Below are 21,904 nucleotides of genomic sequence, written 5' to 3' on the forward strand. Positions count from 1 at the left end.
ATCTTATTTGCCTTAGGCTGATCAAGGTGCTTGCGCTTTTGTTCATTGTAAATATATTTTATTGCATTTTAGAGGGAATCAGAATATAATCAGTATTGCTATTATTTTTCTATATGAAATATTATCTAGGTTAAGTATTAGTTTCTTGAATAGATAAATTGAATAGAATCCAACAAATGAATAGGTAAAAGCTCTGTCGAAAGTGGGAATCATTCAGATGATCTCCACTTTTTAAATCGATTAATACTTCATTTAGTTAACATTATGACGAATAAATAATAAATAATAAATAAGGGGGAACGTATAATGGAACATTTAAGTAAGAAAGAAAAAATTACAATTATGATTGCGATTATTGGAGCAATGTTTTTTGCTGCGGTAAACCAAACAATTGTAGGGAATGCTCTTCCTAAGATAATTGCAGACCTGGGAGGACTAGATTACTATAGTTGGGTCTTTACAATCTATATGTTAACATCAGCTATTACAACGATTCTTGTTGGTAAATTATCAGATATATATGGACGTAAACCATTTATATTAATCGGGATCTTTATTTTTATGGTCGGTGCCTTTTTATCTGGCTTATCAAAGGATATTTTTCAGCTAATTACCTATCGAGGTTTTCAAGGATTTGGAGCAGGGATGATTATGTCCACAGCTTTTACAGCTGTTGGAGATCTTTTTGCACCGCGTGAACGTGGCCGTTGGCAGGGTGCGATGGGAGCTGTATTTGGAATTTCGAGTGTGTTTGGCCCAACTCTTGGTGGATATATTGTCGATAACTTAGAATGGAAATGGGTATTCTGGGTGTTTTTACCTTTAGGAATTGTAGCTGCTATTTTAATATGGAAGCTTTTCCCTAAGGCGGAGAAGAAAGAAGGAGAGTCTGTCGATTACTTAGGATCGATTTTCTTAACTACTACTATTGTTCCTACATTATTAGCATTTTCATGGGCAGGTACAAAATATGATTGGAATTCTACGCAAATTATTGGTTTATTTGCTAGTGCGATCATTTCATTGATTTTATTTATTTTAGTAGAAAGAAAAGCTAAGAGCCCAATTCTCCCACTTTATTTGTTTAAAAATAGCATTTTTACAATATCAAATATTATCGGTTTTGCAATTGGTGTTGCGATGTTCGGTGGTGTTATGTATATTCCATATTTTGTTCAAGGAGTATTAGGATTTACAGCAACACATTCAAGCTTTATTACAATGACCATGACATTAGGATTAGTTATTGCAAGTGGCATAGGCGGACAGATTATTACGAAAACAGGGAAATATAAGCTACAAGCAATTATCGGATTAATTGTAACAACAGTTGGAATGTTTTTATTTACAACAATGGATGCTGGAACGTCTCAGTGGTTATTGATTATTTATTTAGTATTAGTGGGACTTGGTCTTGGTGTCGGAATGACTGTCTTTACATTAACTGTGCAAAATGCTGTTGATCAGCGTTATTTAGGAGTGGCAACTGCAACTTCACAGCTATTCCGTTCTGTTGGAGGAACAGTTGGAGTAGCAATTATGGGAACTGTTTTAAATCAGCGAATGAGTGACAAAATGGCTGAATCGTTTGCAGGGGTCAGTAAGCAGGCAGCAGCTGTACCACCTGAAATGCAAGATAAGCTAGCTGAGCTACAAAATCCACAACTATTATTGGATCATGAGAAGTTAGCGGAAATCCAACAAAGCCTTCCTGAAGAAATGATTGTGTTTTTTGAAAAAATTGTAAGTATGCTTCAGGACTCATTGAGTTTTGCATTATCTGGCGTGTTCATGACTGCAGCAATTATTATGATCCTTGCTGTCTTTTTAACCTTATTCTTAAAAGAAATACCTTTAAGAAGTTCAAGTGATGCCCTTCCTGATCCACAACAAAATCAGCATAAGAAAGAGAAATTAACAAAACAACCTGTTTAAAAAAGTTGAGAGGATTGCCTCTCAACTTTTTTTAGTATGGAAAATTGTCAATCGCAGTATAAGGAGAGGCATCAAATTGCAGTTGGTTTAATAAATGAGATAAGTGGTTCAATTCATAACATAGGTGGTTAAATTATCTAAAAAAGAGGTTCAATCCGCAATAAAACGACGATCTTAAATTGGAGGTTGGTTAAATAACCAGGATAAGTGGTTCAATAAATGACAAAGCAGGTTCAACCTGCTTAAAATAAATTGATCAAACCATAATAAAAAATGAATTGTCATACTTCTTACATAAAGCCTCAAATACATGGATAAAATGTAAGCGATAGAACTGCTAATAGTAGAAAGGAATGAAAAAATGTTCCCCAAAGATGAAGAATTCTATGATAACGAGGTTTTTGCTCAGGCTGAAGTGGTTCCACACCCTAAAGAAGAAAATCGGTCTGCACTAATCTTAACGCAATCGTACCATCTTTTGTCTAATGATGACCTATCAGTTGGTGACAACTCTTCAAATGATTAATTAACTCATTAACGCTTAGTATTAAACTGAGCGTTTTTATTAAGTTTAAAAGTTTAGGCTAAAGAGCGTTAAATGAGACTATAAAAAGATCCTGATCAATAAAGATCAGGATCTTCTTTGAGTTTATTAATGATTTGCCATTTTAGCTTTTGCTTTATCATAAACAGCAAGTTTTTTTACGAGTGTTGAACTGTCTTTATTTAGGCCTTCAATACTAACATTTGTACCGTTTTGCTTGAATTTAAGGACAACTTTATCAATCGCTCCAACAGCAGAATCATCCCATAGGTGTGCATGACTAAAATCAATAACAACATGCTGAATATCTTCTTTGAAGTCAAAGCTTGACACTAAATCTGTAACAGATGCGAAGAACAACTGTCCTTTTACATTGTAAGTTTTGTGATTTTGTTCATCAAGTTTTGATTCAACTTGTACCTTTGAAATTTTAGCGGCAAAGAAGATTGCACTAAGTAAAACACCTACTAGTACACCCTTAGATAGATCATGTGTAAGTACAACAGTAACAACTGTAACAATCATAACAGCAGAATCAGTAAGAGGCATTACCCTTAGCTTTCTTAGAGAAGACCAATCAAATGTACCAATTGATACCATGATCATAACACCAACTAAAGCTGCCATCGGGATTTGTACTAAAATGTTGTTCAGTAGTAAAATTAACACCATTAGGAATACACCGGCAACAAGTGTAGACAATCGACCACGACCACCAGATTTAATATTGATACCTGATTGACCAATCATCGCACAGCCTGCCATTCCTCCAAAGAAGCCAGCTACAATATTAGCAATACCTTGACCTCTTGCCTCTCTGTTTTTATCACTTTCAGTATCGGTCATATCATCAACGATTTGTGCAGTTAATAGTGATTCTAATAATCCGACAAAAGTTAAAGCGATTGAATAAGGGAGGATAATTTGCAATGTTTCAAGATTAAAAGGAATCTGAGGAATTAAAAATAATGGTAAAGCTTGTGTTAATTCACCCATATCTCCAACAGTGCGAACCGAAACTCCTGACATAATTGCATAGATTGTCATCACAATGATCGCTACAAGTGGCGAAGGAACGACTTTCGTAAATCTAGGCAGTATATAAATGATTGCTAGTGAGCCAGCAACCATTGCATACATTACCCAGGATTCACCAATGAAGTGTGGTAATTGTGCCATGAAAATAAGGATAGCTAGAGAGTTTACAAAGCCCACCATAACAGAACGAGGGATAAACCTCATAAGCCTTCCCACTTTTAATACGCCAAGAATAATTTGAATTATTCCGGTTAAAATTGTCGCTGCAAGGAGATATTGTAGTCCATGGTCAGCTACTAAAGTAACCATAACTAATGCCATTGCACCTGTCGCAGCTGAAATCATTCCCGGTCTTCCTCCTACAAAGGCAATCACGACAGCGATACAGAATGAAGCGTACAATCCAACCATTGGATCTACACCGGCGATAATGGAAAACGCAATTGCCTCAGGAATTAGTGCTAATGCAACAACAATACCTGAGAGAATATCTCCTCGTATGTTTCCAAACCACTGTTGTTTTAATGTTTGTGTGTTCAAAACAGCACCTCTTTCTTCATATTTAATTGTCTGAAAAGATATGTGACTTTCAACTCTCATGAAAGTCGGGTCCGTTATTATCGGTCATGATTATACCATCGAATAATAAATTATAGTAATACTATGTAAGCGTATTAATCGAATGTTTTCTTTTAATATCTTTAAAATTCTCCGTTTTAAGCAGAAATTTGTAAAAAGAAGTTTATATTAATGAAGCAATTGCTGTTGTAAAATAATAGTAAAGAGTTTGGAGGGGGAAACATGTTCAAAGACATATTATTAGCAATAGATGGATCAGAACATGCTTTACGTGCAGCCATTAAAGCTTCCGAAATTGCAAGAATGGACCCTGAGGCAATCATTACAGTCGTTTATGTAATAGATGGAACAAAATCTAAGTCCGATATGTTATCAGAAGGAAATAAGGAAGCAGTTCAAGAAATGCGTTTGAGGAAGCTAAGACCAACTGAGGAAATACTAAAAAAACAACTTGTGAACTTTAAGGTGGAATTGCTTAAGGGTGAGCCTGGTCCAGAGATTGTAAAGTATGCAAATAAACAGCACTTTGATTTAGTTGTTGTGGGCAGTCGCGGTCTTAATGGTTTACAGGAAATGGTTCTAGGTAGTGTAAGTCACAAAGTTGCGAAACGTGTTGAATGTCCGGTTATGATTGTGAAATAAAGTAAACTAAGGATTTTTCTATATTGGGTTGACCTAAAGGGTGTGAGATGTAAAAATCTCATTACTCTCTAGGTCAACTGTAAAAAACTTAATCTACTTTCTTTAACTGCTTATGAAAAACGTTCGGAAGAGGAAGTCCTCTCTCATTAATCTCCTTTTCTAGCATTTTAATAAAGTCAGAGCTTATTTGTAATCTGTATGCTTCATGAAAACTTACTATTAATGTTTCATCTGACATTTTTATAAATCTCATTGAAAACCATCCTTTAATTTAATGCTTTTTAGAACAATCATCGCTGTGTTGCTTGCTGTTAAACCACTTTCCTTTTACATACCACGAAAGAAAAGTCCCTAAACTGAAGTTTGTAATAAAATGTAGAAAATAGAAGAATTCTATATGACGGAATTAATATTTTAGTAGAAAAATTCTTTTAATTTAGTACTTTCGTTATGTTTACATATACAATGATTTTTTTATAATGTAGGTAAGCTTTCGGGAGGAGGGAACTCTGATGGGAAAAGGTCGAATCCGAGTGGAAGAAAGTATTAAGGTAGAGACAGATAAGGAAATTAGTGAAGCTAAGCTTTTAGATGATAAGGAAAAAGAAAAAGAGTAAAGAAGAGGAGAGTGACTTAAAATCAAGGGCGCAGACCCTTTAAGTCACTCTCCTTTTTCTTAATGTCTAGGAAATTATAAAATTGTTGTACTGTGGATAAGCGCTTGGCATCCAGCTCCAGTGCCTAGCCCCTCTTGGGTCTACAGCCACTTAAGAATTGAAGGTAAAGAACACCTTCTATTCTTAAGCGTCTTATTTGCCCGAGGCTGTTCAAGGCGCTTGCGCTTTTGTTCATGATTGATCAAAGATCATCAAAGCCATTATCTACATGGTTTACTTTCGTATATTGTCTTGATTTTTGTTCGAAGAAATCGGATTTACCTAGATCTACTTCTTCGTAAGCTTTAATCCATTTAAGAGGGTTTGTACGGTATCCCTCAAAAGGGCGGTCATAGCCTAGTTGATGGCATCGGACATTTGCATAAAACTTAATATAATCTTCAAGGTCCTGCATATTAATCCCATCCATTTTATTGCCAATAATAAATTTTCCCCATTCAATCTCAAGATCAGCAGCTTGAATAAATGTATTTTTTACAAATGTAGCTAGCTCTTTTGTATCATATTCAGGGTATTGATTTAAAACTTCTTTATAGATTTGAACAAATAAGTCAACATGTATTTGTTCATCACGATTGATATAGTTAATCATTGTGCTCGTTGCAACCATTTTCTGATTACGTGCAAGATTGTAAAAGAAGGCAAATCCTGAATAAAAGAAAAGTCCTTCTAATATGACATCATATACGATTGATTTTAACAGATTCTCAATGTTTGGTTGCTCAGAAAAGGCTTGATAGCCATCCGTAACAAATTCATTTCGTTTTCTTAGGATGGGTTCATTTCTCCAATACTCAAATACCTCATCTTGTATCTGCTTAGGTACTAGACTTGAGAGTACATAGGAATAGGAATGATTATGAATAACCTCTTGTTGAGCAAGAATAATCATTAAAGCATTGACGCTGGAATCTGTAATGTAGTCAGAAACTTTTCCAGCATAATCAGTTTGAATACTATCTAGAAGAGCAAGAAGCCCAATGATTTTTAGAAATGCATCCTTCTCATCATTTGTTAGATTGGGATATTGTTTTATATCCTGAGCCATATTGATCTCAAATGGGGTCCAGAAATTTGCTAGCATTTTTTTGTAGCGTGGATATGCCCATGGGAATGTGACATCATCCCAGTTTAAAACATTTGAGCTTTCGCCATTAATAATTGCAGTTGAACGGTTTGGAGCGGAAGCATCCATGATTTTGCGTTTAATTAAAGCTGTGTTTTCCATTTTGGAACTCCTTTTAACGTTTTGATTAATTAAGATAGAGAGGCTGACCCTTTACATAAGGTCAGCTTCGAATTTTTTATACACCAGAATTTATAATTATGTACTTAGTGTCGGTGTCTAGCTTCAGCGCCTAGCCCCTCGAGGTCATAAGTCACAAATGAATTGAAGACAAAGAACGTCTTCTATTCATTTGCGTCTTATTACCCGAGGCTGAACAAGGCGCTTGCGCTTTTCTATGTTAGCTAGCACATGAATCGCAGTCTTCAATTTCACTAGAAGTTGAGCGTACGTAATAAGTCGTTTTCAACCCTTCACTCCAAGCAGTCAAATGTAGATCCAATAGGTCTTTAGCTTTAATGTTGTTCTGTACATAAAAATTGAAGGAGATAGACTGATCGATATGACGTTGTCTTGCAGCATTTTGCTTGATACTCCAGAGCTGGTCAATAAAATAAGCAGATTTATAAAACCAGGTTGTTGATGTATTTAAATCAGGAACTGTAACCGGAATTTTATAGTCTTTCTTTTCTTCTGAATAAACCTTTTGGAAAATTGGATCGATGCTAGCTGTACTTCCTGCGATGATCGATGTCGATGCATTTGGTGCAACTGCCATTAAGTATCCATTGCGAATTCCGTATTTTTTTACATTTTCTTTTAATAAGCCCCAATCGAATATGCTTTCCTTTGACTGATAGCCTCTTTTTTCGAAGTACGAACCAGTTTCCCAATCTGACCCTGCAAATACGGAATAGGAACCTTTTTCCTTTGAGAGCTCCATACTTGCTCGAATTGTAAGATAGGATATTTTCTCATATAGCTCGTCTGCGAATTTAACAGCTTCTTCATGCTCCCACTTTATTTGTTTAAGAGCTAATAAATGGTGCCATCCAAATGTACCTAGACCGATGGCACGATATTTCTCATTTGTTAGCTTTGCTTGCAGAATTGGTATTGTATTTAAATCAATGACATTATCTAACATTCTTACTTGAATAGGGATAAGTTTTTCTAATACATCATCTGTAACAGCTTTTGCAAGATTAATAGAGGAGAGGTTACAAACGACAAAATCGCCAGGTGTTTTAACAGTAATTATTTTTCCGTCCTCTGTATATTGCTCCTCAACAGTTGTAGCGCTTTGATTTTGTGTGATTTCTGTACAAAGATTGCTGCAGTAAATCATTCCTTTGTGAGAATTAGCATTTTGTCTGTTCACTTCATCACGATAGAACATATATGGTGTACCAGCTTCTAATTGGCTGATCATAATACGTTTCATTATTTCAATTGCTGGTATCTTTTCTTTAGAAAGTTGTTCGTTATCGACACATTCCCAGTACTTTTGACGGAAGCTACCATTTCCTTTTTCTTCGTCGTAAAAGTCCTCAATGCTATACCCCATTACTTTGCGAACTTCATGTGGATCAAATAAATACCAATCGGCACGAGCTTCAACCTGCTCCATGAAGATATCTGGAATACAAACACCTGTGAATAAGTCATGGGTACGCATTCGTTCATCACCATTATTAAGTTTGGAATCTAGGAATGAGAAGATATCTTTATGCCATACATCTAAATAAACAGCAATTGCACCTTTTCGCTGTCCAAGTTGGTCAACGCTTACTGCTGTGTTGTTAAGCTGTTTCATCCATGGAATTCTTTAATTGTTACTCTCTAAAAAGTTTAGAGGGATAGGTCATTTCTGCCTATCTCTGCACATCGCTGTCCAGAACAGACTATATCTTTATCCACTTTTCACTTATTGGTAGTGGATAGGTGGTTTGAATTATAAAATCTCTTTTATAACTACTTAGTCGTTGAACCTTCTACCTATTAAAATAGGTAGCTCGGCTGCGGATTATCCGCACTCTCGGTTTTTTAGGGTTCGCCATGTCATTACTGCATGGTATCCTACCTTGAGATACTCGGAGTTTCCCGCAATTGACCACCATTATTACTTGTAACTTACGCTACAAGAGGGCTACATTTAACCCCTGATGAAACACCTTTAAACCCTTTAATATCACTGCCACGGCTTCGGATTTTCCCGAAATACGCGCCTACGCCACCACCCGACTTTGATACGTTCGCAATATCCGTATTACTATCAAATATCCCTTGTAAACTATCATCAATTGTATCAATAAAACAACTAGATAATTGTCCTATAGGTTTTCCGGCATTTGATAATGTTGGAGTTGCTACAGTCATATAAAGGTTACTCATGGCCCAATATGCTTGTTTAACGAGCTCAAAACGTTTTTCTTTATGCTCCTCGGCCATAAGTGTCATTGCGATAATTAAGAACCTTTCTTGTGGAAGCTCAAAGGTTTGTTTTGTGAAATCACGTGTTAAGTAGCGATCTGCTAAAGTTCGAAGTCCAATATAAGTAAATAACCTATCTTTTTCAGGTTGGATAAATGAGCCAACTTGTTCTATTTCTTCTTTTGTATAAAGATTAAGCAGCTTAGAGTGGTAAAGACCCTTTGAAACTAATGTCTCAACTAATTTATAGAAGTTACCATATTTTTGATTTTTGTCATATCCACGGTTAGCTGCAGCTTCCTTGTAGAGTTTTGTTAAGTAAATTTGAGCGCAAAAGTAAGTCCATTCTGGCTCTTGTTCATTAATATTAGATAATCCCTCTAAAATAAGTAGATTTGTAAGCTGTTCAGTCGTATAGGAATCTCTCTGGAGAAGGGTATTATTGATCCTTTTAAGATAATCATCTATATTTAGTGAAGGGAAATGTTGATGGATATTCCTAATGAAAGCAGTAAGTTTTGTAGCGTCAAATGCTTCTTCATTTAAGCTATCGATAATGATAGGTGTGGTTGTTGTTGTACTCATGATAATTCCTCCATCTGTTCTTTTGGTAAAAAAAACCGCTCGAGAATGAGCGGATAAAACGACAGATAAGAAGGGCAGGCATATAGTTAAGCCCATAATTACTTACTATCGTTTCATCTTCTCAGTCCCCGAAGAAATTGAAACTTTGGCAAGCTTTAGGTAGGTCTCCTGACTTGTGCTCGTCCTACTATGAGGCCTTCCCATACATGTTGATGTACAGTGGCTATCTCAGTTCGTCACACTTACAGTTGCGGGGACAGTTCTGGATTTACACCAGATTCCCTTTTCAGCCTTATAGGCGCCTATCACTTGCAAAGATACAATATATAGTTTTTATGTTTATAATTCTATCAATATGTAGTTAATTGTTCTATTTACATGATAAGGCACACTTGCAAATTAATCAACCAATACTTTCTAATTGTCGAAATTTATCTATATCAAGAGAATTTTGGAAGGAAAACAAAAAGGATCTGACAAACTAGGTCAGATCCGTTAAGATGTCGTTTTAGCTTTACTAAAAAATCCGAAAAGGATCGAAAAGAATGGTGAGAGATACAAAAAGAATGCAAAAGGTAAAAAAGCGATTACTGGAACACCCAGTGTTTGAGCAAAGAAAGCACCACTTACGCCCCATGGAATCAGTGGATTTATCAAAGTTCCAGCATCCTCAAGTGTTCTTGACATGTATTTACGCTCAAGCTTCATTTTGTCATATATGCCTTTAAAAGATTGGCCTGGGATGAGAATTGATAAGTACTGTTCACCTGTTAATAAATTCACCCCAAACGAGGATGCAGCAGTTGATAGAATCAGCTGGCCTTTTGTTTTAACGCGCTCTATCAATCCATTTAAGAGGATCGGAATGATGTTTAACGTATCGAGTAATCCACCGAAAGCAAAAGCAATCAGGATGAGTGAAATCGACCACATCATTGATTGTAGTCCACCACGGTTCATCATATTGACAACCTGCGCATTTTCAATTGTGAAGGTTGTACCATTTTGTAAAACATGAAGGAATTCGCCTAATTTTACTCCTTGAAATCCTATAGCTGTAATCCCTGCTGTAATAATTCCAACGATTAATGCTGGTGCGACTGGTACCTTACGAATAGCTAAAATAATAACCAATATCGGTGAAAGCAGTGTAAGACCACTTATTTGAACATGACTCTTGATTATATTTATCATGTTTGTCATTTCAGTAAGTGATGCTGATTGGATAGGAGTGATTCTCCCAAGTATGAAAAAAATTAAAGTTGTAATAAGAATGCTAGGAATGGTAGTTTTTGTCATATGTCTAATATGTGTGAAAAGCTCAACAGATGAAACACCTGACGCAAAATTTGTTGTATCAGACATTGGAGACATCTTATCACCAAAGCAAGCACCGCAAATGATAGCACCAGCCACCCATGGGGCAGGTATGCCAATAGCGATTCCAGCACCCATAAGAGCTACACCAACAGTACTAACTGTAGTAAATGAGCTTCCAACAAGGCTTGAGATGACCATACACGAAAATAATGAAGTAATTAATAAGTAGTTCGGATTAATTACTGTTAGTGCGTAAACCATTACTGTTGGTATTGTTCCACTGCTCATCCATGCACCAATTAAGATTCCAATTAATGCGAGCACAATTATTGGTTGAATTCCGCTCTGAATGCCTTTGATCATTCCTGTTTCTAACTCTTTCCATGAATAACGCTTTATTAACCCAAGAATAGCCACAACAACTAAACAATTAAGTAAGGCAAGATGTGGTTCTGTTTTTAATACAAATAGACTCGTAAAGATAATGGCCAAAATAAGAAATAAAATTAATACTGCTTCTTTAAACTGAAAAGTCTTTTTATAGCTACTCATATACTTGCTCCTTTATGGCTTAAACGCTTTTGTGCTTTTTTGCGCAAAAGCATACCATGAAATATTATATCAATCTAATAATATATGTCAATTGTTAAAGGGCATTAATGTTTAAATTTGCTGTTTAATCAAATTGATTATTGAATTACATGGATTATTTTGAATTTTCATTTTTTAGCTAAGGAGGGAGCTATTTTATTGAAATAGTAGTTGGGGAATTAGATGAAAGGAAAAAAATCTGCAAAATAAAAAGAGATAGACATTATAAGTGTCTACCTCTTATATCATCACTTAGCAATTAATACAGGAATGTTAGAACGTTGTGAAACCTTTTCACTAACACTACCAAATAATAAACGTTTTAACCCACTAATATCGCGACTGCCAACAACGATTAAATCAGCATTATGTTCAGTTGCGAATGAAACAATTGCTTCGGATGGTTCACCATAGGAAACATTTACATTTCCTTTAATATTATGATGATCCAATATCCGTCTTGCTTCACTTTCCAAAGCCTGTGTTTCCTTACTATGTTCTTCCGTGTCTAAATGTTCAGTTGGCACTGGCATAATTGGATAGTGCCTTATGTCATCTGTTGGGTAACTGCTATTAGTTCCTGGAAAAACCATGTTATCTTCAATAGAATCTCCATTGAAGACCCCCTTTTTTTGAATATGAACAACTGAAAGTTCGGAATGTAACTGCTTACTTATATGAATTCCTAACTCAAGAGCATCTTTACTATCTTCAGTTCCATCAAAAGCCACTACTAAATGTTGAAATTCCTTCATTTCGATCATCCTTTCAAAAGCTTTGATGTTATTTCATACCCTTTTGAAAAAAATGTAATCTTTCGTAACCCTTATATATGCAACTTCGTAAAATCTATTATTAGAATATCAAATTAAGTAAAAACCCAATGACCACAATAGCACCCACAACCATAAATATCGTTCGCAGCATTTAAAATGCACCTCCTAGAAGTTTTTTATATAGGAATCTAATGCAAATTAAAGCTTTATTTTCATGGCAGGCTGTAAAACTTGCTGACGTTGTTTAATAGCAGTTGAAGAACAAATTTCTTCGAGATCATTTACGATTAGATGTGGAAAAGGCCCATCTATAATGACATTTAAGGCTTGTCCATTTTTTACAGTTAATAAATAGGTAATTAAAGACGGGAATTTAGAAGCATCAATAACATTTTTACTCTTAGATAGAAAATATATTTTTCCTGAATAGGATTTTGCTAATTGAGTTATTTTTAATATTTGATCAATCCTTAATTGCCTTTTCATACGTAGGTTTATTTTCATTAATTTATTCATATATACCTCCAAATTGTAATTGTTAGTATTATTTTGTTAATGATTAAATACCTCTATGACTTGAATTGAAAACACAATGAAGTGAAAATGGTTATATAGTCCCGATGTTCATTCATATTACCTATTGCTTGAAAAGTTTTGAATACATGTAAAAAAGCATTCATCTTTTTTCTAAAAGGAGATATAGTAAAAGTAGTGAATGAGAAAGGAAGTTGAAGATGGAAAAAGTAAAGTACATTAGTATGATTACTGCAATCTTCACTCAGATTACTGGTATTATTTTTTTATTTATAAACATAAAAATAGCATTTGGACTGTTTTATGTTTATTTCTTTTCTTTGCTTGTGTTGCTCGTCGTGTTTATAAAATCTAGAATGGATGAGAAAAAGGAGGATGATAAAAATGATTATCGTGACTACTGAATCAGTACCAGGTAAAGAAACAAAGGAATTCAAAGGGTTTGTAAAAGGAAGTACTGTTCAATCAAAACATATTGGAAAAGATATAATGGCTGGACTAAAAACTATTGTTGGAGGTGAGCTAAAAGAATACACTGAAATGATGGATGAAGCGAGACAAAAAGCGATCGGAAGAATGGTAGAGGATGCAAAGGAGAAAGGTGCTAACGCAGTAGTATGTATGAGATTAGAATCCTCAGCTGTCATGCAAAATGCTTCTGAAATTATTGCCTATGGAACCGCAGTATTGATCGAGGAATAAAGGATACATATCTTTTGTTTTTTGAGAAGAGGCTGAATCCTAGGGCCAGCCTCTTGTTTGTTACTACCTTTATTTAAGCATTTAATAACAGATATCAACACGTTTAATGGCAATTTACCCACAATAGCAGATGCACCTAACAAAGCAATCTCCATTTTTCTTTCTTCTTTAATTTTCATCTGACATTAACAATCACAAAAATTAAATATAAATTTTAGGAATAAAGTTAATCCTAAACATGATAATTTTAGAAAAGTAAAAAGCTGACATTCCGTCAGCCTTCTAGGGAATAGTATAAATTATAGCTTCTTCTTTGCTTGCTCCCAATAATACATTTGCGGAAAGCGTATATGAACAACATATTCATGGAATAGAGTATAGCTAATAAAACCAACGAGCTTCCAATCTACTGCATCAAACATAAACGATCAGCCCCTTTATTGTGTGAAACGAACATGATGGGAAATATAAGTGCTTAGTAAAGGGAACATTACATGTACGTTTTTATAATATATGGTCTGATAGACTTGTTTGATACATAGGAAATTGCTTTTGTGTGTTTACTTCGGGATTGATATAGAACAGTAAAGAGGTTGACACAAAGTGCCAACCGCTTTAGCCAATTTATTAAATTGTTATTGTTGAGAAAAACCGCCCATAGATTGTTGAGCCATTGATACTAAACGTTTAGTGATTTCTCCACCTACAGAACCGTTAGCTCTTGAAGTAGTTTCTCCACCTAAGTTTACACCAAATTCTGAAGCGATTTCATACTTCATTTGATCAATCGCTTGTGCAGCTCCCGGTACTAAAAGTTGATTAGACGAATTGCTGTTTGAACTGTTTTGTGCCATCTGTCATTCATCTCCTCATAAAAGTTGTATTGGTTGGGTTAGTTGGAATTGCACCAAACATATGAAGACCATATTGGTTTCAAAGCCTTACTTGGCGTAACCCATTCATAAAAAATGTTGGTTGCAATTGCGTTGTTGCATCGATGTTACTAAATATTATGGATAATTCTTTCGTTAATATTCAAAGAAAATGTGGTAATTTTTTCTGATTAAAATAAATTAAATTTTATATAATAACTTGCTCCAAGAGCCGTAGTTTGAAACAAAGGATGTCATGTTATTAAATGCGAAGTATTGGACCACCATCTATTCTTAATTACTTTTTTATCTCAAGGCTGCCCAATGTATTCCGCATTTGTTTTTACATAAAGGCTCTTTTCTAAGAGATTGTTGCTTTTAAAACAAACTATTTAAGGTTGATTGGAACGGATTGCGAGACTCCTGCGGGAGCAGTGGGACAGGTGAGACTTATGCAGGCGTTTACGCCGAGGAGGCTCACCGCCCGCCCCGCGGAAAGCGAGCATCTCTCACTGCAATCAACCACACCGCATTACTTGGTAAATAACAACAAAGTTTGCGAAAACAGCCTACATAAAAAAATGATGTTTAGAGATTCTAAAAATATGTAGTTAATAAAGGGGATGGGTCGATGGAATTGTGTCCTTTATGTAATGGGTTGGAAACGCGAATTATCCAATGTCCTAATTGCCAGAGGATCATGGAGGATAGAGGGAAGATCACCGATTATCTTGATGATTATAGTGCATATATGGATATTGATATAATGAAGCTGTTTGATGGAAATGTAAACTCCTTGGAAGGACATCAATGTATTCATTATTTTTATTGTCCTACGTGTCAGCATGAAGAAACAAATGCGATAAATGAGTGACTTTGTTTCACTTTAGAAAAAACAAAAACCCCGTTCATTAGAACGAGGCTTTTTGTCCATTTCTTATTTCTCACCAGCAGGGCGAATTCTTAGTTCAGAATCATTATCGAAGAAGTGAGCTTTGTTCATATCTAAAGCTAAATCAAGTGTTTGACCTGGTTTAATGTCTGTACGAGAGTCAACACGCGCTACGAATGTTTGACCATCAATTTCAGAGTAAAGCATAGTTTCTGCACCCATTAACTCAGCAACTTCAATTTTTGCAGTGATTTTTGTATTTTGGGAAGCATCGATGAATACTGGCTCATCGTGAATTTCTTCAGGACGAACTCCCATAAGAATGTCTTTGTTTACATAGCCTTGCTCACGAAGGTATTTCATTTTGCCTTCTGGAACAACTACTGAAGTAGTACCAAATGAGAATTTACCATCTGTAAGTTTACCTTTAAAGAAGTTCATTGCAGGTGATCCAATGAATCCACCAACGAATGCATTTTCTGGCTTGTCATATACTTCTTTAGGTGATCCAACTTGTTGGATGATACCATCTTTAAGTACAACAAGACGAGTAGCCATTGTCATCGCTTCAGTTTGGTCATGTGTTACATAAATTGTTGTTGTTTGTAAGCGTTGGTGTAATTTTGTGATTTCAGCACGCATTTGTACACGAAGCTTAGCATCAAGGTTAGATAAAGGCTCATCCATTAAGAATACTTTTGCATCACGAACGATCGCACGACCAAGCGCAACACGCTGACGTTGACCACCTGATAATGCTTTTGGCTTACGTTGTAAGTATTGTTCAAGCCCAAGGATTTTAGCTGCATCTGTTACACGACGCTCAATTTCGTCTTTTGGTAGTTTACGAAGCTTTAATCCAAATGCCATGTTGTCATATACGTTCATATGTGGGTAAAGAGCGTAGTTTTGGAATACCATCGCGATGTCACGATCTTTAGGTGCTACATCGTTCATACGTTTTCCATCGATGAAGAAATCACCTTTTGAAATTTCTTCTAATCCTGCTACCATACGAAGTGTAGTAGATTTACCACAACCAGATGGACCAACGAATACGATAAACTCTTTATCCTGGATATGAAGGTTGAAGTCTTCTACTGCAGTTACTTTATTGTCATAGATTTTGTAAATATTATCTAGTCTTAATTCAGCCATTTTTAATTCCTCCCCGATTTTGAAAGCGTTTTAACTTGTTTTCATTGTAAGGGATTTCATAGAAGAAAGTAAACGTACAAGTTGCACGAAAAAAAATAGGCTCTTTTGTGCAACTTGTAAACGCTATCCTAGTTTTCTTGACGAACTAGCATAATTGCTAGGAAAATAAAAGCAGCATTTGAAAACGTTCGGATGTCCAAACCCGTCTTTTCTAGTAACTTTTCTAATCGATATTGCAGGCTATTACGATGAATAAATAATCTTTTAGCCGTTGATGAAGCATTTAAATTTGATTGTAAAAAGGCCTCAATCGTATAGAGAAGCTCTTTATCTTCAATTGCCTCTACTAAATGATTAGATAGAATATCCTTTTTAGCACTAGATGGAGACTTCATGATTAGCAAGGGTAATCCCTCATAAAAGGTTAATGCTTTTTCACGATTAGAAGAACGGTGCAAGGTTTGGAAGCAGTTTTGCTCCAAGGAAAATTTGTCTCTCAAAGCATTATCATTTTTTTGTAGCTGGCCAATATAAAAATAGGGCTCTACATAAAAATCAGTCGTTAATGTATCACTTAGATCCTTTAGAGATTCAACTTCAAAAGTAATGGTCGGTTTTTCCTCTATAATAATACCATGAGAACAACTCAACCATAAGACAAGCTCGGAGTTAATAATCCCTTGAACTGCTTCCTCAAAGTTTTGTTTATCCTCAATTGGCTGTTTTAAATAAAAGTAATAAAACCGGAGTGCCACATGATCTGATGGAAGGGGGGATTCACCACTTTTACTCTCAGTAAATAGGTAATCAAACCATCTACGCTGGGACGCTGTAAAGTTATCTTCATTCAGCAATTCAACAGGTTGAAATAGGGAAGAGAGTAACTCTATTTCTTTTTCTGCTAAATTAGTTTTAAGAATACCAAAGATTTGACCAATCTCAGTTCGGAACCATTTAAATCTTGTATCATTTGGATTATATGTAATCGTCATGGCTTCTTTATAATGTTGCATAAGATTTTCTAACATCGAGATGCTCCTTTAATGCATGGATTCTTTATATCCATTATAGAAAAGATAGCGAAAGCATGAAAGCCTAAGTATTTAAGATTACGTCTTACTATCAACTGTTGACCTTAGGAACAATAAAATGTTGTTTAGCTTAGAAGTATTGGAGGGGGGCTGCTTTCTAATTGAATAAAAAGTAAAGGATGTTTTCGCAAACTTTGTTGCTATTTACCAAGTAATGAGGTGTGGTTGATTGCAGCGAGAGTTGCTCGCTTTCCGCGGGGCGGGCGGTGAGCCTCCTCGGCATAAACGCCTGCGGGGTCTCACCTGTCCCGCTGCTCCCGCAGGAGTCTCGCAATCCGTTCCAATCAACCAAATAGTTTTTGTTTTAAAAGCAACAATCTCTTAGAAAAGAGCCAAAGTAAAAGACTGCAATATTGATTGCAGTCTTATTCCTCAATTTGATGTGGTCGTTCTTCTTTTACAAGATCCCTTGCTTCTTCAATATTAGTCGTGTCTTCTCTCATATGGACAGAACCGCCAGATAATCCTTCATTTATCATTCGGTCAATATCCAAATAAGCTTTGTCTTTCCCTTCATAATTCAGATCCTGTTTTACAGCATCATCATTATTGGTCATTTTTAAAACCTCCTCATACACGGTAGTTTGTGCTTGAGGTGCTATCATCATTCATGATTATTCGTATACATGGAAAAGCATTAGTTCGTGAATTTGCGATTGGATATTTGTTACTACTTCTTTAGGGGGTGTCATCACGCCCCATTCAATTTGTCCATTTTTATGGTAAATTCCGTCGTAATGATTTCCTCTAAAGTAAAAGGAGATTCGCCAGCCTGGTAAATTTACTTGCTTAAATAAAGGTTTATATTGAAAATGTGTAATCAACCATATCGCCCCTTTCCTATAATAGGATTAATACGGCGAAATTCTCAAAAATCCTCCTGATCATATGTGGTAACATTTGTTAATTTTGTAAACAATTCTATTAACTGGGTTATTCGGTTTTTTTGGATAGTCATTTCATCAAATATCATAGGCTTTGAATTAACTTCAAATAGCATTGGATCTCCTTGAGGAGTTAACCCGACGTCCATTGAAAACTCTCCGATAAAACCGTAGTTTTTTGTTAGTTGATTACCAACTGTTTGAGCTAACCAATTTAATTGCGAAATAGAACATTTATGCTCAACACTTTGAAATGAAGTAATATCCCCACCATTTGGAACATGAGTGATAATTGAGTGAGCTGCTGCTTTTCGAACCCCAACCCCGAAGATTTTATGTATACCATTGTCAAATAGGCAGAGGACTCTTAAATCATATTTGCAGTTGTCGATTTTATCAGTATGGATTTCTGTTTGAATGAGGTACTGCTTTTTCTTTAAAAGCGTCTCTACGTCCTGAACAAAATCTGAGTGGAAATATTTTATCCTTTTATTTTTTCTATGGAGGTAATAGTGTAATCCATCAAAAGATAGTTTATAAATGCCTTTTCCTTTATGACCAGTTACAGGCTTAACGTAAAGGGAATGATAGGTACTTAATTTAGAAAGTAAATCATTCATATTTGAATATATCCAAGTTTTGGGTAAATAAGCTGATAGTTGCTTTGATTTTGATAGAGAATTATAGCTTTCCCATTTATCAAAAAAACATTGATTAAAAAAGTACTTCCCTTCTTTTTTATATAGTTGTTTAAGAGCTAGAAATGGAGCTTGTGTTTCTTCTATTCTAGAAGAAATTTTGTTATAGATGAGGTCAGGAAAGGGGAAGGCAAGCTTCCCCCATTTTTGATCATGATGCAGATAGATATAGCCAGAAACATAGTCCTCGTGGACGCCTTCAGTTGTAAAAATAAAGGATAGACCCCCAACTTTCATCAGTTCCATTTGGATCGACTTAAAAACTGAGTGATCACCGCGAAAGGAATCCTCTAGTTTGCCTCTACTTGTTAGAATTCCAACAAGAGGGGAGTAATTAAACTTTCTCATGAATCAATTCCTCAGGATTGAAAATTGCCTTTTTTGATAAAAATAATCCGTATTCTAGAGATGCCTTACGCGAGAGTATATCTGCATCCTTTAGTTCTGGGTGGCAAAAAATCGATCTGCCAGGCTTTGAATTTGCCTCGAACATCCAAATTTTCCCGTTTTGATCAATTCCTAAGTCAAAGCCAATCTCACCGATAAAGCCTTGTATCTTGTCATCAATGACATTACTTAAAATAATTGCTGCCTCTGTTAGGTCATGAAAGGCCTTTACTCGATCCTGTGGCTCAGGATATATTTCTTCGAGTGTTTTAACAACACCTCCACTATTTAAATGTGTGGTAACACTCCCTTTTCCCGCAACCTTTGCTGCAATAGCCGTAACTTTCCATACACCGTTTTCATCTTTGTTTGTATGGATTCTAAAATCAATGGGCTTCCCATCTAAACGAATCAATTTAATGCCTTGTTGAGCGAGATAACTAGAAAGAAGTCTGTCTTTAAAGGACGCCTTTAAGAAATGTTCAATGGAAGGATATTTTCTTAATCGATTAATTTCCTTTTCATCGCGATATCTAGAATAATATTGATTGTCCTCACGTGAATACATAAGATGATAGACTCCTAGACCTAAGCTGCCATTTGCAGGCTTTAAATAGATGCTTTGGAAGGATGCGAGCATTTCTTCCATTTTGCTAATGGTAGGAGTGTGGTAGGTAGCTGGCAAATACTTAGCTGCTTGAGTGTCATGAATTAAAAGTTTATGGATTGACCATTTATTAAAAAATCCAGGATTATACCATGGAATAGAGTATTCCTCAGTTAGACGTTTTTTTACGAGTCTTAATGCTTGATGATTTTCGATTCGCCGATTTGGCAAACGGTCGTATACAGTATTGGGAAATGGGAAAGTTGCTTGTTTCCAGCCATTCTTTCCGTAAGTAAAGCCATTTATTGTACCTTCCTCCCAATTAATATGGTGGGCACCAAACACATATGTGTAAAGTCCTAGCGATTGATCAAGAGATAAAAACTTAGCGAAAAATAAGGAGCGTTCACCAATCGGACGCAATATAGATTCAGTAAACCCTGCTGTGAAAATACCAATTAAGGGTCCTAAATGAAGGGTACCATCATTAAAGAAGAGATGTGTTTTTCCATAAGTAGGAAGCATGAGTTTATTTGCCATCTCTAGTGGTAATAAGATACTCTCCTTTAGCTCTTGACTGTATTGAATCTCACAAGGAAGCATAAGTGTTCCAAAAGATAGTGTATTAACGTGCCCGAATTTCATTGTAGAGATCGGTAAGTGAATGCAATGATCTGTAGAGTTTGTTGTTTTAATGGAATATGTTGTACTCATTAGTTCGACTCCTTTATAGCTGCTTGGTTTCGTAAAAACTGACAATAGGCTAATGGAGCTTCAAATAGATTTTCTGCTGCATTAGGATTTGTTTGGGTAAGTGTTTTCCTGCCTGGTTTTGAGTTCATATCTAAAATCCATACTGAGCCATCTTTTGCATAGCCAATATCAACTCCAATTTCAAATAAACGAGTTACTTTTTCTTCTATTAAAGTAGGTAAGCGCGCAATAATCGTTCTGAGCTCATCCTCGAATAGTACTTTTTGCTTTGCTGATAAGGTGGAGGACCATTCATTGTATGTTAGTGCTTCACCACCACTATTTAAGTTTGATAGAAAGGAGCCATAATAACCTTTGCGAACACCTTTCCCAACTAAATTCCATTTTCCATGTTTATTTTTTTGGAGAAACAATCGAATATCAAATGGATATCCTTGATTATCTAGTAGAGGGAGTAAGGGTTGAAGTAGATAGGTTTGCTGTTTTAAAAGTTTTTCACACCAACCCGCAAACTCCTTTACTGATTGGAAATCCTTTGTTTTTTTATCTGGACCTTTATGGTAGGTTATCGTAATCGCTTTAGCATGATGTTTCACTGCAATGATCCCGTTCCCTCTCGAACCATTAATAGGTTTTAATAAACAGGTGGAGTCTACCTTCAAGCGGTGGAGAATTTGGTTTGGTTCTCGTACTAGTTCAGTGTGAGGAAGATAGCTGCTAATAATCGGATCACTCCGTAAAGAATGATAGATTTTCCACTTGTCTGGTAACCCGAATCCTAAAAAGGTTGTTTGAGGATTCTTTTTAAGCCATTCAACAATTGGTTTGCTTTTTTGAATCGCTTGTTTTTGGTTATAAAAGCAACGATCATAAATAAATGAAGGGATAGGGAACACCTCACTTTTCCAGCTCTGTGTATGTTGATCAAATTTCTCACCATTTATCATTAATGAGGAAGGCTCAATTGAAGTAGGCTCAAATCTAACGAATTGGATGTTAAATTGTGCACTACGTTTGGCAATTTCAGTCGCATATCCATTCTCATGATGCTTATTAACGACTAAAAAACCTAAAGTCGGTTGTTCCAATTTGCTCAACTCCATTCACTTATTTCTCCTTACGCCTAACGCTCCAATCAACAGTGAGCTTTTAAGGGACTTTTACCAAAGGAAGAGGTAG

The 21,904-nt window shown here is 35.7% G+C and carries 22 protein-coding genes, 2 pseudogenes and 1 riboswitch; of the genes and pseudogenes, 7 read left to right on the forward strand and 17 right to left on the reverse strand.

Annotated features, from left to right (window positions below; genetic code table 11):
• Positions 1-306: 306 nt before the first annotated feature.
• Together I7822_RS14450 and I7822_RS14455 are read left to right on the forward strand one after the other, a co-directional pair.
• Positions 307-1,935, forward strand: coding sequence for an MDR family MFS transporter (locus I7822_RS14450; RefSeq protein WP_207979317.1), 1,629 nt, complete (start codon positions 307-309; stop codon positions 1,933-1,935).
• A gap of 361 nt (positions 1,936-2,296) precedes the next feature.
• Entirely contained in the window at positions 2,297-2,461 is a 165-nt protein-coding gene (locus tag I7822_RS14455; RefSeq protein WP_207979319.1) for a transcriptional regulator SplA domain-containing protein, read from the forward strand.
• A 126-nt stretch (positions 2,462-2,587) separates the two neighbouring features.
• Here I7822_RS14455 and I7822_RS14460 read toward each other — a convergent pair whose 3' ends face one another.
• Positions 2,588-4,057, reverse strand: coding sequence for a SulP family inorganic anion transporter (locus I7822_RS14460; protein ID WP_243459477.1), 1,470 nt, complete (start codon positions 4,055-4,057; stop codon positions 2,588-2,590).
• Between the two features lie 261 nt (positions 4,058-4,318).
• Here I7822_RS14460 and I7822_RS14465 point away from each other — a divergent pair, with 261 nt between their 5' ends.
• Positions 4,319-4,738 carry a universal stress protein gene (locus tag I7822_RS14465; RefSeq protein WP_207979321.1) on the forward strand — a complete coding sequence of 140 codons (420 nt, stop codon included), beginning with the start codon at positions 4,319-4,321 and terminating at the stop codon, positions 4,736-4,738.
• 88 nt (positions 4,739-4,826) lie between these two features.
• Here the strand turns inward: I7822_RS14465 and sda are convergent, their stop codons facing one another.
• The gene (gene sda / locus I7822_RS14470) at positions 4,827-4,991 is read right to left on the reverse strand and encodes a sporulation histidine kinase inhibitor Sda (protein WP_207979323.1); all 165 of its coding nucleotides are present in this window, start codon (positions 4,989-4,991) and stop codon (positions 4,827-4,829) included.
• A 259-nt stretch (positions 4,992-5,250) separates the two neighbouring features.
• Between sda and I7822_RS14475 the strand changes: the two genes are divergently transcribed.
• Positions 5,251-5,355, forward strand: a complete 105-nt coding sequence (locus I7822_RS14475) for a YhdX family protein (protein WP_207979324.1) — start codon at positions 5,251-5,253, stop codon at positions 5,353-5,355.
• A 241-nt stretch (positions 5,356-5,596) separates the two neighbouring features.
• On the opposite strand, the gene I7822_RS14480 is transcribed toward I7822_RS14475, so the two are convergent.
• From I7822_RS14480 to I7822_RS14505, 6 genes and pseudogenes are all read right to left on the reverse strand, one after another.
• Positions 5,597-6,643: a ribonucleotide-diphosphate reductase subunit beta gene (locus I7822_RS14480; protein WP_207979326.1), complete on the reverse strand. Its 1,047-nt coding sequence runs from the start codon at positions 6,641-6,643 to the stop codon at positions 5,597-5,599.
• Between the two features lie 238 nt (positions 6,644-6,881).
• Positions 6,882-8,306, reverse strand: a pseudogene (locus I7822_RS14485) (ribonucleoside-diphosphate reductase subunit alpha); the annotation flags it as partial.
• Positions 8,307-8,638: 332 nt separating this feature from the next.
• Positions 8,639-9,499, reverse strand: a pseudogene (locus tag I7822_RS14490) (ribonucleotide reductase N-terminal alpha domain-containing protein); the annotation flags it as partial.
• Between the two features lie 141 nt (positions 9,500-9,640).
• Positions 9,641-9,820: riboswitch (cobalamin riboswitch) on the reverse strand.
• A 174-nt stretch (positions 9,821-9,994) separates the two neighbouring features.
• On the reverse strand, positions 9,995-11,371 hold the full coding sequence (gene nhaC, locus I7822_RS14495; protein WP_207979328.1) for a Na+/H+ antiporter NhaC: 1,377 nt from the start codon (positions 11,369-11,371) through the stop codon (positions 9,995-9,997).
• 287 nt (positions 11,372-11,658) lie between these two features.
• Positions 11,659-12,165: a universal stress protein gene (locus I7822_RS14500; protein WP_207979329.1), complete on the reverse strand. Its 507-nt coding sequence runs from the start codon at positions 12,163-12,165 to the stop codon at positions 11,659-11,661.
• A gap of 219 nt (positions 12,166-12,384) precedes the next feature.
• Positions 12,385-12,702 carry a hypothetical protein gene (locus I7822_RS14505; RefSeq protein ID WP_207979330.1) on the reverse strand — a complete coding sequence of 106 codons (318 nt, stop codon included), beginning with the start codon at positions 12,700-12,702 and terminating at the stop codon, positions 12,385-12,387.
• 218 nt (positions 12,703-12,920) lie between these two features.
• Here I7822_RS14505 and I7822_RS14510 point away from each other — a divergent pair, with 218 nt between their 5' ends.
• Together I7822_RS14510 and I7822_RS14515 are read left to right on the forward strand one after the other, a co-directional pair.
• Positions 12,921-13,124 (forward strand): hypothetical protein, encoded by a 204-nt coding sequence (locus I7822_RS14510; RefSeq protein ID WP_207979331.1) that lies wholly within the window; start codon positions 12,921-12,923, stop codon positions 13,122-13,124.
• A complete protein-coding gene (locus I7822_RS14515; protein WP_207979332.1) occupies positions 13,105-13,422 on the forward strand; it encodes a YbjQ family protein in 318 nt (105 codons plus the stop codon). Before I7822_RS14510 ends, I7822_RS14515 begins: the two co-directional genes overlap by 20 nt.
• Positions 13,423-13,721: 299 nt before the next feature.
• Here I7822_RS14515 and I7822_RS30255 read toward each other — a convergent pair whose 3' ends face one another.
• On the reverse strand, positions 13,722-13,844 hold the full coding sequence (locus I7822_RS30255) for a hypothetical protein (RefSeq protein WP_279381979.1): 123 nt from the start codon (positions 13,842-13,844) through the stop codon (positions 13,722-13,724).
• A gap of 213 nt (positions 13,845-14,057) precedes the next feature.
• The gene (locus I7822_RS14520) at positions 14,058-14,276 is read right to left on the reverse strand and encodes an alpha/beta-type small acid-soluble spore protein (RefSeq protein WP_207979333.1); all 219 of its coding nucleotides are present in this window, start codon (positions 14,274-14,276) and stop codon (positions 14,058-14,060) included.
• Between the two features lie 649 nt (positions 14,277-14,925).
• Between I7822_RS14520 and I7822_RS14525 the strand changes: the two genes are divergently transcribed.
• Positions 14,926-15,168 carry a hypothetical protein gene (locus I7822_RS14525; RefSeq protein ID WP_207979334.1) on the forward strand — a complete coding sequence of 81 codons (243 nt, stop codon included), beginning with the start codon at positions 14,926-14,928 and terminating at the stop codon, positions 15,166-15,168.
• 63 nt (positions 15,169-15,231) lie between these two features.
• Here the strand turns inward: I7822_RS14525 and I7822_RS14530 are convergent, their stop codons facing one another.
• The 7 genes from I7822_RS14530 to I7822_RS14560 form a co-directional block, all read right to left on the reverse strand.
• Positions 15,232-16,344: an ABC transporter ATP-binding protein gene (locus tag I7822_RS14530; protein ID WP_207979335.1), complete on the reverse strand. Its 1,113-nt coding sequence runs from the start codon at positions 16,342-16,344 to the stop codon at positions 15,232-15,234.
• A 128-nt stretch (positions 16,345-16,472) separates the two neighbouring features.
• Positions 16,473-17,372 carry a PucR family transcriptional regulator gene (locus I7822_RS14535; protein ID WP_207979336.1) on the reverse strand — a complete coding sequence of 300 codons (900 nt, stop codon included), beginning with the start codon at positions 17,370-17,372 and terminating at the stop codon, positions 16,473-16,475.
• A gap of 428 nt (positions 17,373-17,800) precedes the next feature.
• Positions 17,801-17,992, reverse strand: a complete 192-nt coding sequence (locus tag I7822_RS14540) for a hypothetical protein (RefSeq protein ID WP_207979338.1) — start codon at positions 17,990-17,992, stop codon at positions 17,801-17,803.
• A 57-nt stretch (positions 17,993-18,049) separates the two neighbouring features.
• Positions 18,050-18,259 carry a YheE family protein gene (locus I7822_RS14545; protein ID WP_207979339.1) on the reverse strand — a complete coding sequence of 70 codons (210 nt, stop codon included), beginning with the start codon at positions 18,257-18,259 and terminating at the stop codon, positions 18,050-18,052.
• A gap of 44 nt (positions 18,260-18,303) precedes the next feature.
• Positions 18,304-19,365, reverse strand: coding sequence for a YheC/YheD family endospore coat-associated protein (locus tag I7822_RS14550; RefSeq protein WP_207979341.1), 1,062 nt, complete (start codon positions 19,363-19,365; stop codon positions 18,304-18,306).
• A complete protein-coding gene (locus I7822_RS14555; protein ID WP_207979343.1) occupies positions 19,352-20,725 on the reverse strand; it encodes a YheC/YheD family endospore coat-associated protein in 1,374 nt (457 codons plus the stop codon). Before I7822_RS14555 ends, I7822_RS14550 begins: the two co-directional genes overlap by 14 nt.
• Positions 20,725-21,828 (reverse strand): YheC/YheD family endospore coat-associated protein, encoded by a 1,104-nt coding sequence (locus tag I7822_RS14560; protein WP_207979344.1) that lies wholly within the window; start codon positions 21,826-21,828, stop codon positions 20,725-20,727. The genes I7822_RS14555 and I7822_RS14560 overlap by 1 nt, the downstream gene beginning before the upstream one ends.
• Between the last annotated feature and the right edge of the window lie 76 nt (positions 21,829-21,904).

The organism is Metabacillus bambusae (assembly GCF_017497975.1).
In the GTDB taxonomy this organism is placed as follows: domain Bacteria; phylum Bacillota; class Bacilli; order Bacillales; family Bacillaceae; genus Metabacillus; species Metabacillus bambusae.

Bases quoted from the DNA above. Each gene is read 5' to 3' on its own strand.
- I7822_RS14525 (WP_207979334.1), top strand. From the start codon at position 14,926: ATGGAATTGTGTCCTTTATGTAATGGGTTGGAAACGCGAATTATCCAA.
- I7822_RS14510 (WP_207979331.1), top strand. From the start codon at position 12,921: ATGGAAAAAGTAAAGTACATTAGTATGATTACTGCAATCTTCACTCAG.
- I7822_RS14540 (WP_207979338.1), bottom strand. From the start codon at position 17,992: ATGACCAATAATGATGATGCTGTAAAACAGGATCTGAATTATGAAGGG.
- I7822_RS14465 (WP_207979321.1), top strand. From the start codon at position 4,319: ATGTTCAAAGACATATTATTAGCAATAGATGGATCAGAACATGCTTTA.
- I7822_RS14535 (WP_207979336.1), bottom strand. From the start codon at position 17,372: ATGTTAGAAAATCTTATGCAACATTATAAAGAAGCCATGACGATTACA.
- I7822_RS14550 (WP_207979341.1), bottom strand. From the start codon at position 19,365: ATGAGAAAGTTTAATTACTCCCCTCTTGTTGGAATTCTAACAAGTAGA.
- I7822_RS14520 (WP_207979333.1), bottom strand. From the start codon at position 14,276: ATGGCACAAAACAGTTCAAACAGCAATTCGTCTAATCAACTTTTAGTA.
- I7822_RS14560 (WP_207979344.1), bottom strand. From the start codon at position 21,828: ATGGAGTTGAGCAAATTGGAACAACCGACTTTAGGTTTTTTAGTCGTT.
- I7822_RS14480 (WP_207979326.1), bottom strand. From the start codon at position 6,643: ATGGAAAACACAGCTTTAATTAAACGCAAAATCATGGATGCTTCCGCT.
- I7822_RS14515 (WP_207979332.1), top strand. From the start codon at position 13,105: ATGATTATCGTGACTACTGAATCAGTACCAGGTAAAGAAACAAAGGAA.
- I7822_RS14530 (WP_207979335.1), bottom strand. From the start codon at position 16,344: ATGGCTGAATTAAGACTAGATAATATTTACAAAATCTATGACAATAAA.
- I7822_RS14500 (WP_207979329.1), bottom strand. From the start codon at position 12,165: ATGAAGGAATTTCAACATTTAGTAGTGGCTTTTGATGGAACTGAAGAT.
- nhaC (WP_207979328.1), bottom strand. From the start codon at position 11,371: ATGAGTAGCTATAAAAAGACTTTTCAGTTTAAAGAAGCAGTATTAATT.
- I7822_RS14455 (WP_207979319.1), top strand. From the start codon at position 2,297: ATGTTCCCCAAAGATGAAGAATTCTATGATAACGAGGTTTTTGCTCAG.
- I7822_RS30255 (WP_279381979.1), bottom strand. From the start codon at position 13,844: ATGTTTGATGCAGTAGATTGGAAGCTCGTTGGTTTTATTAGCTATACT.
- I7822_RS14475 (WP_207979324.1), top strand. From the start codon at position 5,251: ATGGGAAAAGGTCGAATCCGAGTGGAAGAAAGTATTAAGGTAGAGACA.
- I7822_RS14450 (WP_207979317.1), top strand. From the start codon at position 307: ATGGAACATTTAAGTAAGAAAGAAAAAATTACAATTATGATTGCGATT.
- sda (WP_207979323.1), bottom strand. From the start codon at position 4,991: ATGAGATTTATAAAAATGTCAGATGAAACATTAATAGTAAGTTTTCAT.
- I7822_RS14555 (WP_207979343.1), bottom strand. From the start codon at position 20,725: ATGAGTACAACATATTCCATTAAAACAACAAACTCTACAGATCATTGC.
- I7822_RS14505 (WP_207979330.1), bottom strand. From the start codon at position 12,702: ATGAATAAATTAATGAAAATAAACCTACGTATGAAAAGGCAATTAAGG.